At 48.6% G+C, this 18,628-nt stretch carries 14 protein-coding genes and 1 rRNA gene; 9 read left to right on the top strand and 6 right to left on the bottom strand.

Going from position 1 to position 18,628, the window contains the following annotated elements:
* Window positions 1-12 precede the first annotated feature (12 nt).
* A complete protein-coding gene (locus tag KZ771_RS00640; protein WP_290654061.1) occupies window positions 13-1,779 on the bottom strand; it encodes a DEAD/DEAH box helicase in 1,767 nt (588 codons plus the stop codon).
* Between the two features lie 382 nt (window positions 1,780-2,161).
* Between KZ771_RS00640 and KZ771_RS00635 the strand changes: the two genes are divergently transcribed.
* The 9 genes from KZ771_RS00635 to nspC all read left to right on the top strand — a co-directional run bounded on the left by KZ771_RS00635 (window position 2,162) and on the right by nspC (window position 14,910).
* Window positions 2,162-3,604 (top strand): NAD-dependent succinate-semialdehyde dehydrogenase, encoded by a 1,443-nt coding sequence (locus KZ771_RS00635; RefSeq protein ID WP_290654796.1) that lies wholly within the window; start codon window positions 2,162-2,164, stop codon window positions 3,602-3,604.
* Window positions 3,601-4,971 carry an aldehyde dehydrogenase family protein gene (locus tag KZ771_RS00630; protein ID WP_290654060.1) on the top strand — a complete coding sequence of 457 codons (1,371 nt, stop codon included), beginning with the start codon at window positions 3,601-3,603 and terminating at the stop codon, window positions 4,969-4,971. Before KZ771_RS00635 ends, KZ771_RS00630 begins: the two co-directional genes overlap by 4 nt.
* Window positions 4,972-5,056: 85 nt before the next feature.
* The gene (gene trxA / locus KZ771_RS00625; RefSeq protein WP_290570148.1) at window positions 5,057-5,908 is read left to right on the top strand and encodes a thioredoxin; all 852 of its coding nucleotides are present in this window, start codon (window positions 5,057-5,059) and stop codon (window positions 5,906-5,908) included.
* 73 nt (window positions 5,909-5,981) lie between these two features.
* Window positions 5,982-7,061, top strand: coding sequence for a cell division protein ZapE (gene zapE / locus KZ771_RS00620; RefSeq protein WP_290654059.1), 1,080 nt, complete (start codon window positions 5,982-5,984; stop codon window positions 7,059-7,061).
* Between the two features lie 140 nt (window positions 7,062-7,201).
* The gene (locus KZ771_RS00615) at window positions 7,202-8,626 is read left to right on the top strand and encodes a sodium-dependent transporter (RefSeq protein ID WP_290570144.1); all 1,425 of its coding nucleotides are present in this window, start codon (window positions 7,202-7,204) and stop codon (window positions 8,624-8,626) included.
* The gene (locus tag KZ771_RS00610) at window positions 8,626-10,263 is read left to right on the top strand and encodes a GNAT family N-acetyltransferase (RefSeq protein WP_290654058.1); all 1,638 of its coding nucleotides are present in this window, start codon (window positions 8,626-8,628) and stop codon (window positions 10,261-10,263) included. Before KZ771_RS00615 ends, KZ771_RS00610 begins: the two co-directional genes overlap by 1 nt.
* Window positions 10,264-10,339: 76 nt before the next feature.
* Window positions 10,340-12,499 carry a prolyl oligopeptidase family serine peptidase gene (locus KZ771_RS00605; RefSeq protein WP_290654057.1) on the top strand — a complete coding sequence of 720 codons (2,160 nt, stop codon included), beginning with the start codon at window positions 10,340-10,342 and terminating at the stop codon, window positions 12,497-12,499.
* A 74-nt stretch (window positions 12,500-12,573) separates the two neighbouring features.
* Complete coding sequence (locus KZ771_RS00600; RefSeq protein ID WP_290570138.1) at window positions 12,574-13,773, top strand: saccharopine dehydrogenase family protein; 1,200 nt, start codon at window positions 12,574-12,576, stop codon at window positions 13,771-13,773.
* 3 nt (window positions 13,774-13,776) lie between these two features.
* Window positions 13,777-14,910 carry a carboxynorspermidine decarboxylase gene (nspC, locus tag KZ771_RS00595; RefSeq protein ID WP_290570136.1) on the top strand — a complete coding sequence of 378 codons (1,134 nt, stop codon included), beginning with the start codon at window positions 13,777-13,779 and terminating at the stop codon, window positions 14,908-14,910.
* A 29-nt stretch (window positions 14,911-14,939) separates the two neighbouring features.
* Here the strand turns inward: nspC and KZ771_RS00590 are convergent, their stop codons facing one another.
* The 5 genes from KZ771_RS00590 to rrf all read right to left on the bottom strand — a co-directional run bounded on the left by KZ771_RS00590 (window position 14,940) and on the right by rrf (window position 18,606).
* Entirely contained in the window at window positions 14,940-15,596 is a 657-nt protein-coding gene (locus tag KZ771_RS00590) for a tetratricopeptide repeat protein (RefSeq protein WP_290570134.1), read from the bottom strand.
* A 27-nt stretch (window positions 15,597-15,623) separates the two neighbouring features.
* The gene (locus KZ771_RS00585) at window positions 15,624-16,385 is read right to left on the bottom strand and encodes a type III pantothenate kinase (RefSeq protein WP_290570132.1); all 762 of its coding nucleotides are present in this window, start codon (window positions 16,383-16,385) and stop codon (window positions 15,624-15,626) included.
* Window positions 16,372-17,352 (bottom strand): bifunctional biotin--[acetyl-CoA-carboxylase] ligase/biotin operon repressor BirA, encoded by a 981-nt coding sequence (birA, locus tag KZ771_RS00580; protein WP_290570130.1) that lies wholly within the window; start codon window positions 17,350-17,352, stop codon window positions 16,372-16,374. Before birA ends, KZ771_RS00585 begins: the two co-directional genes overlap by 14 nt.
* Window positions 17,345-18,364 (bottom strand): UDP-N-acetylmuramate dehydrogenase, encoded by a 1,020-nt coding sequence (murB, locus tag KZ771_RS00575; protein ID WP_290654056.1) that lies wholly within the window; start codon window positions 18,362-18,364, stop codon window positions 17,345-17,347. The genes birA and murB overlap by 8 nt, the downstream gene beginning before the upstream one ends.
* Window positions 18,365-18,490: 126 nt before the next feature.
* Window positions 18,491-18,606 (bottom strand): 5S ribosomal RNA (rrf, locus tag KZ771_RS00570).
* Window positions 18,607-18,628: the final 22 nt, after the last annotated feature.

The raw sequence follows: 18,628 nt of genomic DNA, 5'->3' as shown, positions 1-18,628 counted from the left end.
GGTTGCAGCCGTTTAGTTAAACCGACGTGCTGCGCCCTGGCCACGACGACCGTTGTCACGGCGACCACCGCGAGGCGCACTGTCACGCCCACCGTCACGTCCACGTGGTGGGCGAGGTGCACGTTTTACCTGCTCTGAGGTCAATTCCAACGACATCGGCTGCTGGCGTACACGAGCCCGCTTCAATACTTTAACAACCTCGCCCGGCAAACCTTTTGGCAGCTGCACTAACGAGTGTTGGTCAAACAATTGAATTTGCCCGATAAAGCGACTGTCCATTGATGCTTCGTTAGCTATTGCACCAACGATATCGCCCGGACGTGCACCGTGTTCGCGGCCAACCTGAATTTTGTAGGTATCAAAATCGGCATCTGTCGGACGCGGCCCGCGTGCCTTTTTACGATCACCACGGTCAGCTCGGTCCTTGCGCTCAGCACGTTCACGTACCGGACGATCTTCTTTCAGGAACAATGGACGCTGTTTATGTTGTTGCTTCAGCAATGCCAATGCGATCTGCTCTGCGCTAAGCTCGCTCTCAGTCAGCCATTTTTGCAGTAACTGCTCAACCGGCTGATGATTTTCCTGCTCCAGTGTCGCTTGCATTGTCGACAGTAACTGCTGCTGACGGTGCTCACTCAACTGCTGCGCGCTGGGTACTTCAAAGTACTCAATTGACGAGTTAGTTAAACGTTCGTAGTGACGCAACAAGTGGCGCTCTTTCGGGCGGAAAAACAAAATCGCTTCGCCTTCACGACCGGCGCGGCCGGTGCGGCCAATACGGTGAACATAAGATTCAGTATCGCCCGGCAAGTCGTAGTTGATAACATGGGTAATCTCTGGCACATCAAGACCTCGAGCTACCACATCAGTTGCAACCAGAATTTCGATATGACCACTACGCAACTGTGCTACTGTCTGCTCGCGCTGTGACTGGTTTAAGTCACCACTTAATGGTGATGCTTTAAAACCCGAGCGCTGCAGTAGTTCTGCAACATCCATGGTGTCCTGGCGAGTGCGCACGAAAATTAGCGCACGCTGATAAGGCGTTACTTCTAATAAACGCGTAAGTGCCGTCATCTTAGTTAAACCGGCAACCTTCCAGGCTTTTTGCTTAATAGTCGCTTTTTCGCGTGCAATCGCTTCGATTTGAATATTAAGCGGATCGGTCAAGTAGGTTTTTGCCAATTTACGAATAGCAGTTGGCATAGTCGCCGAGAACAACGCACGCTGTGCGGTTTCCGGAACCTTGCTCAAAATAGTTTCGATGTCTTCGATAAAGCCCATGTTTAACATTTCATCGGCTTCATCTAATACCGCGACACGCAAACCATCAAGCTTCAACACATTTTTGTTGAGCAAGTCGATAAGACGACCGGGCGTGCCGACAACCACTGCGGTGCCCTTTTTAAGAGCCTGGATCTGTGGTCCAAACGCAGAACCGCCATAAACAGTTGCAACTTCTACGCCTTTAATTTGCTGGGCAAAGCTTTCCATGGCTTCAGCCACCTGAATGGCTAGCTCACGCGTCGGTGTAACTACCAACACCTGGGTCTGACGCACACTCGGATCGATCGCTGCAAGTGCAGGCAAACCAAATGCCGCTGTTTTACCGGTCCCCGTTTGCGCTTCGCCTAGCACGTCTTTACCGTCTAGTAGCGCAGGAATAGATTGCTGCTGAATAGGCGTAGGCTGGCTAAAACCGAGCTTTTCCAGTTGGTTTAATACAGTAGTCGGCAGAGACATGTCGGCAAACGACATGACAGAATTAGAATTTGACATGAATTACTCACTCATTCCTGTTTGCCATAAGCAAACATACAACTAAAAAAAGGGGTTCGGCCCGGCGACAGGAATCAATGATAAGCGCAACGATAGCGCACGCTGTGCGTGTGCAAGATGTTGAAATTACTCTCTGGAATCAGGCGCTCAACCCCACGAATCAAGGGTTACCGCAGCCTCTAGATGCCCGTTTCATTACGGGTTAAAGCGGATTTCCTTGAAGAAGTGCGCATTATACGCACTTTTATCGCAACTACAAGCTAAATCTACCGTTGCCCTGAGGTAAGCATAGTTTTTTCGAAAAAGTTGAACCAATACACACTTTATTGCCTACATTAATACTAGATACTTTTAGGAAGGAGGCACTATGTCAGCGCATTCTATGTCATCGCTTACAAAAACGGATTGTTTTATTGAAGGGCACTGGGTTCCCACCGATAACCGCTTTAAGGTCACTAACCCGGCTACCGGTGAAGTCATTGCCGAGGTTGCCGACGCCGGTGAGGATTTGACCCATCGCGCCATTAACGTAGCCGAGACGGCATTAGCAAAATGGTCAAAAAAGACGGCCAAAGAGCGCGCCGACCTGTTACGTAAGTGGTACCAGGCCATGATGGATAACAAACAAGCACTGGCTGAACTAATGAGTGCTGAGCAAGGCAAACCGGTCGCTGAGGCAGCCGGCGAAGTCGAGTACGGTGCCAGCTTTGTTGACTGGTTCGCCAGCGAAGCAGAACGTATCGATGGTGATATTTTACCCGTTGCTGACAATAGCAAACGCGTATTAGTGACGAAGCAGCCGATCGGCGTCTGTGCAGCTATTACGCCATGGAATTTTCCTAATGCGATGATTACCCGTAAAATTGCGCCAGCACTCGCTGCCGGTTGCACCATTGTGGTTAAGCCGCCGCAGTTAACGCCACTCTCGAGTCTGGCATTAGCGCAGTTAGCCAGCGAGGTGGGTATTCCTGACGGCGTGATTAACCTAATTCCTACGAGTGATGCTAAAACCGTGGGTAAAATACTCGCCACCTCCGAAAAGGTCAGAAAACTATCATTCACCGGCTCAACCGGTGTTGGCAAAGTGCTAATGCAGCAGTGCTCCGAAAACGTCAAGAAAATATCGCTTGAACTTGGTGGTAATGCACCCTTTATTGTGTTTGACGATGCCGATGTAAATGCTGCCGCAGAGCAGTTAATGGCCTGCAAGTTCCGTAACGCAGGACAAACCTGTATTGCGGCTAACCGCGTGTTGGTCGATGAGAAAGTTAAAGACGATTTTGTCAAAGCAATAACCACTAAGGTTAACGCACTTAAAGTCGGTCCGGGCGATAAAGAAGGCGTCGAATTAGGCCCATTGATTGATCAGGATGCGGTCGACAAAGTGCAACGTTTGGTATTGTCAGCTAAGTCGGATGGCGCAACTATCGAAACCGGTGGTGAAGTACTCACCGATTTAGGTAACCTGTTCTATGCCCCTACGGTATTGAGCGGCGTAACAACAGAGATGGATATCAACAATGACGAAATCTTCGGGCCGGTAATTGCCATCAGTACCTTCGAGACCGAAGAAGAAGCCATTAACAAAGCCAACGATACGCCATTTGGATTAGCTTCATACTTTGCCGCCAAAGATACCGCTCGCATATTCCGTGTCAGCGAAGCCCTTGAATACGGCATGGTTGGTGTTAATACCGGTGGTATTTCGCATGCTTACAACCCTTTTGGCGGTATCAAAGAGTCCGGGGTTGGACGCGAAGGGTCAAAATACGGTATAGATGAGTACCTGGAAATTAAAACGGTGACCCTCGGCGGACTCGGATGAACACATGGCATAATCTGTTAGATGAATTAAATCACACCTACCACACCGGGCTAACCCGCCCGGTGTCCTGGCGTAAACAACAACTACAACAGTTGCGTCAATTTCTTGTTGAGCAAGAAGCGCCGTTATTAGAGGCTTTGCGCACAGATTTAGGTAAACACCCCAGTGAAGCCCGCCTGACCGAACTGCAGTTTTTATTAACTGACATAAAGCACACGCTGAAACATATCAACCGCTGGGCCAAGCCCCGCAAGGTGGGCACTCCAATGCTTGCCTGGCCGGCCAAAAGCGAGCTTGTTCCTGAGCCCTTAGGAACCGTTTTGATCCTTGGCGCCTGGAATTATCCGGTGCAATTGTTGTTAGCACCACTTATTGCTGCAATTGCAGCAGGCAACTGCGCCATCATTAAGCCCTCAGAACACGCATCAGAGGTTGCTACGGTCATTGCCAGGCATTTGCCCGACTATCTGGATAGCTCAGCATTTAAAATAGTCACCGGCGATGTTCAGGTTTCTGCCGAGTTAACCCAATTACCCTTTGACCATATTTTTTATACCGGTGGCGAAAATGCCGCACGCTCAATTTTAGCGGCTGCCGCTCCTAATCTAACCCCGGTAACGCTGGAATTGGGCGGCAAAAGTCCCGCTGTCGTTATGGCCGACTGTGATTTAGCCGTAACAGCCCGACGCATTGTCTGGGGTAAGTTTTTAAATGCAGGGCAAACCTGCATCGCCCCCGACTATTTGCTGGTTGAGTCCTCGGTACAGGATCAACTTATCAATGCACTTAAACGCGCCATTACCGAGTTTTACGGTGATGAGCCGCAGCACAGCGATGACTACGGGCGTATTATTCATAGTCAGCACCATCAACGGCTGGTCGGCCTGCTTGAAGGGCAAACTATTGCCTTTGGCGGTGATAGTTCGGGCAAAGATAACTACCTGGCACCAACCCTGGTAACCAATGTGGCTAATGATCACCCGTTGATGACTGATGAGATTTTTGGCCCGATCTTACCCATTGTTCCGATAGATTCTGCCAACCAGGCTATCGAGATAATTAATGCCAAGCCTAAACCACTGGCGTTATATGCATTTAGCAAAAACCAACGAACCTTGAGCCAGTTTACTCGCCACATCGCTGCGGGTAATGTTTGCTACAACGATACCTTGATGTTCATGTTAAATGACGAAATGCCATTTGGCGGCGTTGGTCGCAGTGGCATGGGGCGCTATCACGGCAAATTCGGTTTCGACACATTCAGCCATTTAAAACCGGTCATGACCCGACGCTTTATCCTGGATGTAGCGCTGCGCTACCCGCCATACAGCAAACTAAAAGACAAACTTTTGTCCTGGTTTAGCTGACTAGCCATTGAATTTTGCTACCAGCGCCAGCATATCTTTAATTAACAACGCGATTAGCAGCAATTAAAGGGAGCAGGCGCTGGTTATGGCAGCTGACAATATCATCGACGTAACACTGCAGAATTTCCAACAGGTGTTGCTGGAAGGTTCAAAAGAAAAACTCGTTATTATCGATTTTTGGGCCGACTGGTGTGAGCCCTGCAAGCAATTAATGCCAATTCTGGAACGTATCGCGAGCCAATATCCCGACCAAGTTACACTGGCTAAAATTAACTGTGACGATCAGCAGGAACTTGCCATGCAGTTTGGTATTCGCAGCCTGCCGACTGTTGCATTTTTTAAGGATGGTCAGCCACTGGATAGCTTCGGCGGGGTAAAATCCGAGACTGAAATTAAAGAAATGCTCAGCAAACATTTGCCAAGCCCGGCTGATGAATATTTAAAACAAGCGCAACAGGCACTGGGTGAGGGTAATGCAGCCGACGCTTACACCTTTGCCAAGCAAGCCTACGACCTCGATAGTGGCAATATGCAGGCGATTAAATTGTTAGCCGAAGCCGCTGTCGACCATGGCCGTTTAGACCAGGCTAAAGAGTTAGCCGCGGCAATTCCTATGGTGGAACAAGACAACGACTATCAGCGCTTAATGAGTAAAATCGAATTAGCAGAAGAGGCTGCGGATTCGCCGGAGATAAGAAATTTACAGGAGCATGTCGAAACTCAGCCAGACGACTATGATACGCGTCTAAAACTCGCACTTGCCCTGCAACAGGCACATCGTGACGAAGAAGCGCTGGATCAGGCATTTTTTGTGATGCGTAAAGATCCCGCAAATGCGGATGCAAAACGTTTTGCATTGGATATTATCAATGCTCTCCCCGATGGTGATCCGCTCGCATCACGCGCGCGTAGAACCTTGTACAGCATGATGTATTAATGGCTGTTCACTAGCTACGAGTTTGGCCGGCATCCTCTGCCGGCCGTTTTTTTACTTTTTCTTAAAGACTACGATGCTGCAATCCGCCTACAAAAAACTTTGTCAGCAACAAAATCTGACTTCAGATAGCAATCAACTGGCGGCAGTCGAGGCACTGGACGCCGTATCACAGGCGCTCAGCAATAATCAGTCAGTAAACAGCCTCTACATTTTCGGCCCCGTCGGTCGCGGCAAATCGATGCTGATGGATTTATTTTTCCAGCAACTTCCCATAACCGCCAAGGTGCGCATGCACTACCATCATTTTATGCGGGAAGTGCATGCGCAGTTGAATCGATATGAAGGCGAGGAAAACCCGTTAATTCAGGTTGCTGAACAATGGTCACAGCGCTACCGCGTTATTTGCCTGGATGAATTCATTGTCGAGGATATTGGCGACGCCATGCTGTTAGCTACGCTTTGGACTGCATTGTTTAACAACAACACCGTACTAGTTACCACCTCCAACACACCGCCAAAAGAGTTGTACCGAGGCGGTTTAGCGCGTCACCGATTCGAACCATTTATTGAGCTGCTTGAACAACAATGTAATGTGCTTAACCTCGACTCTGGCGTTGATTACCGGCGTCTTAAGTATCAGTATTGCCCGTATTTTTTTGTTAATGACAATCAAAACGCGCTTGCCAAGTTGTTACAACAAACGGGTACCATCACCACCGACTCGCTGATAACTATCATGAACCGACCGTTGCGTTGCTTATGGCCCAATGACACGGTAATCGGCTTTGATTTTTGGCAGCTCTGCTCAGGCCCTCGTAGTCAGCGCGATTACATGGAGCTAGCCGACCAATTTAAGGTTATCGCGGTCGACGCCGTGCCGCAATTTAGTGCCGGCCCCGAACAAGCTGCGGCACAGGGGATTGAAGACAGCTACCAACGGCAGCAGTCGCTGCATCTGAGCCGGCTTGATAACGAAGCCCGTCGCTTTATTGCACTAGTGGACGAATGCTATGACCGCGGTTGCTTGTTGCTAATTAATGCCGCGGTTCCCATTGACGAGCTTTACCAGGCCGAGCACCTCAAGTTTCCTTTTCAACGTTGCGCGTCGCGCCTGATCGAAATGCAAAGTTGGAAGTTTCCGGATTCAGTTTGAGCGCATGCTTTACACCTTTAATCGCATAAAGCATCTTGCCGCGCTTGCCGACTCGCAAGCCCCTTGCTAGGATTGCTGGAATTTTCTGCGCACGATAAATAATGGCGCCTGATAATAATAACGATTAAAGAAGGAAGACCATGAGCGAGCAACGCGATCAATTTAGCTCTAAAATCGGCTTTATCCTGGCGGCCGCCGGTTCCGCCGTTGGTATTGGTAACCTCGTTGGGTTCCCTGTCGCAGCCACCAAAAATGGTGGTGGTGCATTCTTGCTTATATATGCGCTGTTCGTTGCATTTATTTGTTTACCGATCATGCTGGCCGAAATGGGGCTTGGCCGTCACGCGCAAAAAAACCCGTTAGGCTCTTACCTCAAGTTAGGCGGAGGTAAAAAGTTCTGGAGTTTTGCCGGCTTCCTGGCTGTTTTAACGCCCTTTATGATTGCCATTTTTTACATGGTCATCACCGTTTGGATATTCGGCTATTTGTTCTATGCCGTAACCGGCGATCTGGCACAATTAGCACAGCCCGGTTACTTTGGTGAGTTTGTTAACGATTACAAGTTTATCGGTTTTTTAGTTGCCGTAACGCTGGTCATTAACTTTATTTTGATGGGTGGTGTGCGTCAGGGCATAGAAAAGGCGGCTAAGTTTCTAATGCCGGCCCTGTTTGTAATGCTGATTCTGTTAGTTATTTTTGTATTGTCGCTTGATAACGCAGAGTTGGGCATTCAATTTTACCTGGTACCAGACTTTTCTAAAATCGATGGTTCGGTAGTCAGCGGCGCGCTATCACAAGCATTCTTCTCGCTGTCTTTAGGTATGGGCATTCTCATTACCTATGGCTCATACTTTAGCCGCTCAGACGACATCGTGACTTCCGGTAAGCTGGTAGCCATTACAGATACCGCGGTTGCCTTTACTGCCGGTTTAATGACGCTACCGGCAATCTTTGCCATCAATCCTGATACCAACCCCGCTGAATTAAGCGAGTCATCGGTTGGTATGATTTTCTCGTTCTTCCCGCAAATCTTTATGGAACTGGAAGCCAGCATTGGCTACGTGGCAGCAAGTGTCGCGGCATCAGTTTTCTTCTTATTGGCTTTTGTTGCCGCTATCACGTCGCTGGTTTCAATTTTGGAAGTACCAACCGCAGCTATTATTGAGCAACGTAAAACCAGCCGTAAAAAAGCGCTGTTATTTATGGTTATTGCGAATACCATTTTAACCATTATTGCCGCGACCTCGTTCGGGTTTATTCCGGCCTTTACTGAGTTTGTAGAGTACGCCGGCCAGCCTAAATCAGTGTTTGATCTCATTTATGATGTTTTTTATGACACTATTTTGCCACTTAACGGGCTGCTAATTTGTTTGTTTGTGTGGTTGCACTGGCGCAACAGCAATCTGGAACAAGAGTTAACTCATGGCAATCACAAATACCCGACAACCTTTTTGGCCAAGTACGTACGCGTATCAATTACCACATTTATTCCGCTGATTTTGGCGGTGGTCTTTGTCAATACGGTATTAGCTAAATTCTTTGGCCCTCAATACGCCATGTTTTAATGTTAGCAACAGGCTATCGCCAATTAATTTTTGCCACCCACATGAACAGCTGGCAGCAACTGCTGCCAGCTCCCACCGACCTTAGCTTAGTATTATCAGACAGTCCGTCACAGGGTGATGCTACGCTGTCCCGTTACCGTGATTATTTAGGCCACGAGTACCCGTGCGTTGTTATAGACTGCACCAATTCTATCCATGTTGATGCAATTGCAGCCTTAGCAGGCACGATTACAGCAGGCGGCTATCTGGTATTAGTCGGGAATCACCCAACGTCGGCTATATGGCAGCGATTTAAAAGCGCCTGGTCAGAATTGCAGCAGACACCTCAGGGACAACAGCCGCAAGCCTCCGAACTACCGGCGTTACCTACGCCGCAGCAGCGTACGTTAATCCAGGAGCTCAACAATACGGCTGCAGTGCATATTGTTACCGCCCCCCGCGGGCGAGGTAAAAGTCATGTTCTGGGTGCGGCTATTGCAGAGCTGTCAGAGCACCAGCCTGACCGCCGGGTTGTCGTAACCGCACCACGTAAAGCCAATGCACGTGTGTTACTTAACAAAGCTCCTAAGGTGCAATTTGTCGCCTGGGACAAACTGTTAAAAGAAAAAAAAGCTGATGCGCTACTGGTTATCGATGAAGCGGCGGGACTGCCCTTATGGGCTATCCAGCAACTTTGTAATGACTATACCCCGTGGTTAATGGCCACAACAGTGGAAGGCTACGAGGGCTGTGGTCGCGGCTTTGCGATTCATTTTTCGCAATGGGCATCTGAGCACTTGGCTAATGTGCAGCAACACGCTTTAGAGCAACCTATTCGCTGGCCCATTAATGACCCGCTGGAGCGCTGGTTACAGCAAACCCTGCTGCTAACAAAAGCTCCCGCTGACGCATCACGGAATGAGGGTCTGCTGACAACACAGGCACGCCACTTACCCGAAGCCGATCTGCATCAGGCATTTGAACTGCTACTTGAAGCGCATTACCAAAGCAGCCCCAACGATCTGGCCCTATTACTGGATGACAGCAGTCAATTTATCACCCTGCTTTATCAGGAGCAGCGTGTTATCGGCGTGTGTTGGCACGCATTGGAGGGGCCACTGCAAGACGATTTGTGCAAGCCCATTCTACAAGGCAAACGGCGCCCGCCGGGTAATTTGCTGCCACAAGCTATCGGCTATTATCTGCAACAACCGTGGGCGCTAAAAACACGCTGGTGCCGCATCACTCGCATTGCGGTACATCCGGATTTTCGCCGCCGCCATTATGCTTCGGCGTTGATCGCTGAGGTAAAGGCTTGGGCTAAGCATAATCAATGCGAAGCGCTGGGAACGAGTTTCGGGTATAGCCCGACATTAGCTAAATTTTGGCAACACAATAGTTTTACTGCGATTCGTACCAGCAATAAACGTGACAGGGTAAGTGCTCGCCATCAGCATATTCGGGCCTGCTGGCTGACTGACACTGCGCCGACGAATTGGCACCCATTACTTGATTACGCGCAGGCTGAATTACAATGGATAAACGGCACACCCGGCTGCTCACTATCCGCTAACCCGATAATTCAGCAAATCAAAAAGGCCGTTGCCAATGGTTATATGCCCGAAGCCGCCGCAGCCTTCGCCCTCAGCCAGGGTTAAGAAAAAGTAAAGATACTCAGAGGGCCTGCCCACTTCGTGCTAGTGTTAATAACAAGGCGTTAATTTAGAGAGAACTATGGTGAGTCAGTCATTTTATAAATTGTTTAGCCTATGTTTGCTAGCCAGTGTTATCGGCGGCTGCAGTGTATCCAAAGAGCCTGCTCCTGAGGCTGCTTATGAAAGCCTTGAATACCCCAACACACCTCGTTCGCAACAACAAGTAACGCTGCACGACCAGACCATTGCAACGCCTTATAAGTGGCTGGAGCAGTTAAACTCAGAACAAAGCCAACAGTGGGTGACGCAACAGCAATTGTTTTCGGGACAGCAATTAGCTTCACTAAGTGCAACCGATTTCATTAAAGAGCGATTAACCGAGTTATTCAACGTCGTTCAAATTAGCGCCCCTATTGAGCAGAACGGAAAAATCTTTTACCTGCGCAATGATGGTTTACAAAGCCAAGCAAGCCTTTACATGCAAACTGATTTAGACAGCCCCCCGATTAACGTGGTGGATGCAACTCAACTTGATAGCAGCGGACTAAAGGCAATAACCCGCTTTAGTGTATCGCCCAACGCCAATTACTTAGCCTATGCTGTCTCTGAAGTGGGTAGTGACTGGAGTGCCTGGTATATCAAAGACCTCCGCTCGGGAGAGGTATTGGATGAGGTCATCACCGGAACAAAATTTACCAACATAAGTTGGTACCCTGATAGCAAAGGTTTTTATTACAGCCGCTACCCCCGAACAGACGATGGTTATAATGAGCAAGTTTCGGTTGAAGTTTTTTACCACAAGCTCAACACCCCGGTTGATAATGATATTCAAGTAACTCCGGGCGGTTACCAACCGGGCGTCAATCCTTACCCACAAGTATCCAGCGACGGCGAATATTTATTGCTGCGGCTACAGCATGGTCCCAGCATTAATAATTTTTATATTCGCCCGCTTAAACAAACGACGGCTGAGTTCAAGCCAATACGATTAGCTGCTGGCGAACATCGCTACCTGGGTTCACGCGATAACCACCTTTATTTTTACAGTAGCCAGAAAGATGATACCGGTCAGATTGTCCGTGTTAGCAACGCTGAGTGGGACAATGCTGAGGTCATTATTGCATCGCAAAAGCTACCTTTGGCTGACGCCGCTATCGTTGGCGAGCAACTATTCGCGCACTACCTGCAAGATGCTCAATCACGGGTAATGACGTTTAATTTATCGGGCAACTACTTACGCGAGCTTGCGTTGCCGGGATTTGGTACCGTCGAGGGATTTGTAGGTGGGACCGATTCGTCACAAACATTCTTTAAATTTTCCAGTTATACCACGCCAGGTAATATCTATCGCTACAACGCCGACAATCAGCGCACAACGCTATGGCACCAATCACAGTTACCAGTAGACGACAGCCGTTATCAAACCGAACAGGTTTTTGTAGAAACCAGCCCGGGCATTAACGTTCCGGTTTTTCTGGTGCACAGCAAAAACGCCAAGCAAAAACGCAGAGGGCCGCTGTTATTGCACACTTATGGCGGTTTTGCACAAACCCTTACACCCCGTTATCAGCCTGAGTTTATGGCATGGCTGGAGATGGGCGGAAGCCTGGCCATAGCGAATGTCCGGGGTAGCGGCGTTTATGGCTCAGGCTGGCACCAAGCTGCCATTAAAAACAATAAACCCAATGCGATAAACGACTTTTTGGCTGTGGCTGACTGGCTGGTTAGCAATGACTATGCCGAAGCAAACAAGCTAGTTGCTTATGGAACAGGTCATGGCGGCATGCTGGTTACCGCTGCAATGCTAAAAAGACCATCGCGATTTAGTGTGGTCTTGGCCACAGCCGGCGTTTTCGATCTGCTGCGCTATCAATACGCCAATGCTAACGCACTCAGCTGGCAATCAGAGTTTGGTTTAAGCGACAACGCCGAAGAGTTTCAAACGCTGCGTTCTTATTCGCCGTTGCATAACGTCACATCGGGTACCTGTTATCCGGCGACTCTGCTGAGTACCGGAGCAGAAGACCAGCGGGTTGCGCCATGGCATAGCTTTAAATTGGCCGCAACATTACAACGCGCCCAGGGGTGCAAAAAACCGATCTTACTAGACGTAGATGACAACGCAGGTCACGGCAATAAAACGCCGGTTTGGCTGCAGATAGAACGCACCCACCGACAGTGGAGTTTTGCCTTTAACCAATTAAACGTCGATTGGCTCAAAAATTCCGAACAGCAATGATGCACTAGCAAAAATGTGCTATCTTTCGCGTCAATTATTGAGTTAACGAAGCGAACAGATTAAGGATTAAAATCATGTCAAAAGTTCTTGTCATTGGCGCCGGCGGTGTATCAAGCGTTGTGGTGCAAAAATGTGCCATGCTACCGCAAGTGTTCTCAGAAATTCATTTGGCTAGCCGCACCCTCGCTAAATGCGAAGCGCTGCAGGAAAAAGCCGGTAAAGACCGTGTTGTCGGTGTTTACCAGGTTGATGCAGACGACGCCGCCAAAGTAGCCGATTTGATCCGTCAGGTACAACCGTCGTTGGTAATCAATGTGGCTCTGCCATATCAGGACCTGCCGATTATGGATGCTTGTCTGGAGACCGGTGTACACTATTTGGATACCGCAAACTATGAGCCAAAAGACGAAGCGAAATTTGAGTACTCTTGGCAGTGGGCTTATCAGGAACGATTTAAAGAAAAAGGCCTGATGGCGCTACTTGGTGCTGGTTTTGATCCAGGCGTAACCAACGTATTTACTGCTTACGCTGCTAAACATTACTTTGACGAAGTACAGTACTTAGATATCGTCGACTGTAATGGCGGTGATCATGGACAAGCCTTTGCAACCAACTTTAATCCGGAAATCAACATTCGTGAAATCACTCAACGCGGCAAGTTCTGGGAGAACGGCGAGTGGCACGAAACGGACCCTATCAGCGTACGCAAAGATCTCGACTATCCGAACGTTGGTGTGCGTCCTTCGTACTTGCTATTCCACGAAGAGCTCGAGTCGCTGGTTAAACATTTCCCGACCTTAAAGCGTGCTCGCTTTTGGATGACCTTTGGCGATGAATACCTGACTCACCTGCGGGTTTTGGAAAATGTCGGCATGACTTCCATTCAACCGGTGCAGTTCCAGGGGCAGGATATTGTGCCACTTGAGTTCTTAAAAGCGGTATTGCCGAATCCGGGCTCATTAGCCGAGGGTTATACCGGTAAAACCTGTATCGGTACTTACGTAACCGGTATTAAAGATGGCCAGCAAAAAACCATCTTTATTTATAATAATTGCGACCATGCCGAGACCAATAAAGAAGTTGGCGCTCAGGCCGTGTCTTACACCACCGGCGTGCCGGCAATGATTGGTGCAGCGATGATGCTGGAAGGTCACTGGATGAAGCCCGGTGTCTGGAACATGGAGCAGTTTGATCCGGACGAGTTCATGAACCGCCTTAACCAACATGGCTTGCCATGGCACGTCACTGAATGTGATAAGCCTTTCGGTGCTTAATTTATGAATAAATACACGGCAGCCAATATTCCCTCACCTTGTTATGTATTGGACGAGGGGTTGTTACGCAATAACCTTGAACTCATGCAGCGGGTTCAGCAGCAAAGTGGCGCAGATATTATTTTAGCGCTTAAAGGTTTTGCTATGTGGTCGGCATTTCCGATCGTGCGCGAATACCTTAAAGGCTGCACCGCCAGCTCAGTGTGGGAAGCTCGCCTGGCGGCCGAGGAATTCGGCCGTGAAGTGCATGCCTATGCGCCTGCCTACAAGCAAGAGGATATCGACGCTTTATTGCCGCTGGTTAACCATATTTCGTTTAATAGCGTTGCCCAATGGCAGCGCTATCAGGAGCAAGCAGCTGCTGCGGGCGTATCTATGGGATTGCGGATAAATCCTGAACACCAGGAAGCGGAAACAGAGCTGTATGATCCCAGTGCGCCAGGATCGCGTCTTGGCGTTCGTGCCGACAGCCTCGAGGGCTTAGATCTTGATACTATCGAAGGTCTGCACGTGCACAATCTATGTGAATGTGATTCCTACGCACTTGAGCGCACGCTGGCTGCCGTAGAAAAACGCTTTGGCAATTTGCTGCATAAAGTTAAATGGTTGAACCTGGGTGGTGGACATCTGATGACTCGCCAAGGTTATGATGTCGAGCATTTAATCACGCAGTTAAAGCGACTGAAACAAACCTACGATGTACAGGTGATTCTGGAACCGGGCTCTGCAGTAGCCTGGCAAACCGGTCCGTTAATTTGTGAAGTGGTCGACATTGTTGAAAATGACGGAAAAATTGCGTTGTTAGACATTTCAGCCACGGCACACATGCCGGATGTACTGGAAATGCCTTATCGACCAGCTATTACTGGTGCGGGGCTTCCGACTGAGAAACCTTTTGCTTACCGTTTGGGCGGCAACAGTTGTCTAGCCGGCGATGTCATTGGTACTTACAGCTTCGACCAGCCCCTGGCGGTCGGTGATCGTTTAGTGTTTGAAGACATGATGCACTACACCATGGTCAAAACCAGTTTCTTTAATGGCGTACAACACCCTGCTATCGGCATTTTACGCGCCGATGGTAAGTTTGATTGTATTAGGCAATTCAGTTACCAGGACTTTCGTGACCGTCTTTCGTAACTGCCATTATTAACAGAACATGGGCTCGCCTACAGTGAGCGTTGGCGAGCCTTTTCTACCGCAGATGCCGGCATTAACTGCCCTAGCTGCTCTAATTGTTGTTGGATCTGTTGATGCTCTTCTTCGCCACCAGTAACCGCGTTATGTAACCAGTGATAAGCATGGGTAAAATCGTACGGACTACCCTCGCCGTTAAGCATAATGTTCGCAAACCGTTTTTGTGCAGGCAAGTAACCTAACGAAGCAGCCTCACGCAAATACAAAATCGCCCGGTCAACATCTTGTTGTACTAATGTCCCTTCGTGATAGTAGCGCCCTAACTGCTCTAAGGCCTGTATCAGCCCCTGGTCAGCAGCTGTTTGCATATAGAGAAGACCTAACTCCACATCACGTTCATAACAAATGCCCCAGGCCAGCATATCGCCGTATAAGAACTGGTAGGTCGGGCGCTGTTCAAGTTCAGCCTGCGCTTCAATATCCATAACTAACTGACAACGGTCAACAGTCTCTACTTGATACAAATGAGTATTATCGTCGAACATATCGACCAACTGTTCATCGCTGTATAACTGCACCGCTTCTAACTCGTCCTGCGGCTCACCACCATTTGCATCCTGCCATGCGAGTGCCGGACATGTCAGCGTAATCGTCGTTAGTAGGGTTAGCTTGCTCAGCCAAGATGCCATTGCACACTCCGGTAAGGTATTAATAGCTTAGTTATCGGCAGCAAATGCCAAACCCTTGAATACCAAATCGTCGATACGGGTATAGTTTATACTTTCTACAGCTTGCAACGATTTAACCAGTCGCTCCCCATCACCGCCGGTTACGATAATCGAGAACGGTTGCTGACTAAATATTTGCTCAGAGGCTTTAATTGCCTGAGAAATAGCCCCCACCAACGCATAATGTACACCAAAACTCATACCCTGCTGGGTATTAACGGCTGGTTCGCGATAACAGGACTCGGACAACAACGCGTTAAGATTGGCCGTACCTGAATGCAGCGACTGTTGCATTAACCGACGGCCCGGCACGATCCAGCCGCCTAAATGACGGCCATCGCTAACTAACCAGTCTATAGTTAAGGCAGTTCCCGCATCAATGATCAGCGCATTTTCCTGTTTTAACTGGTAATAACCAACTAAAGCAAACCAGCGATCCGCCCCCAGTTGCTGCCAACAGTCGTTATAGCCGTTAGTAACACCGCCCGCTTCGGCGGATGTTTTTAACCACTCAACCACGAGACCGCTTTGTGCCAGACGTTCACTAATTATCAGTCGATCGGCAGCTGTGCCCACACTACACCCAAACACCTTGGTGTCTGTGCCTAACGCCAGTTTTATGTCTTTTACCCACGTCGGATCAATTGTTACTGCTAAGTCCGCATTAACCACTTTAACGTCGTGACGCAATTCACCCTTATTGTAAACGGCGAATTTTGTTCGGGTATTACCGTTATCAATAAGTAACATCTGTTGCCCTTAATGAGATCTCTCCACCAAAATAACGTACCGTATTACCGTTAGTTTCTAATAGTACTGCGCCATTTTCATCGATCCCGCGGCAAATTCCGATAACTGAGCGTTGGCCCATGGTCAATGTAACCGCTTTATTGAAGTAAACGTCGTAGCGTGGCCATTGCTGCCGTGTCCACTGTAATCCATTGTTATCAAACTCGTTCAAACCAGCAACGACTTCACGATAAATACACCCACTAATAACATTACGGGAGACAGGCTTGCTTAACTGCGACCGAAGATCGGTCCAACGTTGGTCGATTTGACTGCCGGTCGACTCAGGCATAGCCAGGTTCAGTCCAATGCCTATAATGCTGTTTGCACTGCCATCAGTATTAGATTCCAATTCAACCAGAATTCCGGCGACCTTTTGATTGTCGATATAGACATCATTGGGCCACTTTACACCGGCATTACTCACTCCCAGCTGTTCCAGTGCTTTTACTAGCGACAAGCCAGCGACCAGGCTTAGCCCCATAGCGCCGTTAATACCCTCTGCAATAGGCCAGTAAAAACTAATATATAAGTTACAGCCAAAAGGTGAAAACCAGCGTTTCCCTCTACGGCCACGGCCTTGGGTTTGTGCTTCGGCTATAACTGCATAGCCCGCCGGCAATGAGCCCTGCGTTAATAAATCTCTTAAACTATCATTGCTCGATGTAACCACTGACTCGACCAGGATATTTTGGTCATTTACCTGTGCTGCCTTGCAAATAGCTTGCTGATCAAGCAGTTCCAACGGCGTAGCGAGTTTATAGCCTTTACCGTGGACCGAATATATATCAACACCGAGCTCGAGCAGTTTATTGATATGTTGATTAATCGCCGCACGTGATACACCCAGCGTGGAGCCTAATGCTTCACCCGAATGAAACTCACCATCATTTAAACAGTTAAGTAATTGATTGACGCGACTATTCACTACTGTTTGCTCCGACGTCTGGTAACCGCATTAAGCCCTGTTTACCGATTAATCGTACTTCAGGTTCTAATAATACCTTATAGCGGTGTAACACCGCTGCGCGAATTTGCTGACATAACTCGACTAACTGCGACCCCGTTCCATTGCCCAGATTAACAAGCACTAACGCCTGTTTATCGTGAACTGCGATGTCACCGCAACGCCTTCCCTTAAAACCTAGTTGATCGATCATCCAGCCTGCAGCGATTTTATTTCCTGCGGCTGCCGGGAAAGTGGGGATATCCGGAGCAATTTGTTTTATTTCATCTAGTAGCGATGACGAAACCACTGGGTTTTTAAAAAAGCTACCGGCATTAGGAGTTATCGCAGGATTTGGCAGTTTTTGGTTTCTTATATCGATTACCTTTTGATAAATTGTCTGTGCATCGACCGTGCTAGCGTTTAAAGATTGCAGAGGTCCGTACTCGAGCACGGGCGACCACTGTTTTGGGAGAAAAAAGGTAACGTGCGTTATTAAATAACGATTGGGATGACGTTTGAATAAACTATCGCGGTAGCCAAATCCACACTCATGATTAAGCAAAATTTCTGTGGCATGACTGGCTAGCGAGTAGCACTCTACACTGACAATAAAGTCGGATACTTCACGACCATACGCCCCTATATTTTGCACAGGAGCTGCGCCTACTGTTCCCGGAATTAATGCCAGGTTTTCGAGGCCGTTAATATTTTTTTTGCAGCAATAAGTGACAAGATCATGCCAGTTTTCGCTCGCGCCAACACGAATCTGATAGCCATCTTCGAGCTCGGAAATCTCAATACCGGTAAACCGGGGGGATACGATGGTTCCCGGGTAATATTCCACAAAAAGGGTATTGGTGCCACCGGCAAGTATTAAGTACTCGTCAAGTTGATCTAATCGATGTAGATCCTTTTCGCTGCTTATTTGCAGCTGTTCTTTGGCGCAGGAGTGCAGTCGAAAACTATGGCGTTCGGTAAGGTCAAAAGGCATGCTGGATCCCAGAATTAAACTCAAAAGGATTGTACCAGCCCTTCACTCAACCGCAAAATAAAGCAAATGGCTGAGCGATAGGTATAAAAAAACCCCAGCCGATTGGCTGGGGTTGTTTTATTTGAAGTCTGGCGGTGTCCTACTCTCACATGGGGAAGCCCCACACTACCATCGGCGCTGGTATGTTTCACTGCTGGGTTCGGAATGGAGCCAGGTGGTGCCATACCGCTATGGCCGCCAGACAAAAACTGTTGTAACAACTGA

This window comes from Idiomarina sp., from assembly GCF_019431395.1.
Lineage (GTDB): Bacteria > Pseudomonadota > Gammaproteobacteria > Enterobacterales > Alteromonadaceae > Idiomarina.
The sequence above is the reverse complement of the archived record's forward strand: the minus strand, read 5'-3'. Positions and strand labels throughout refer to the sequence as shown.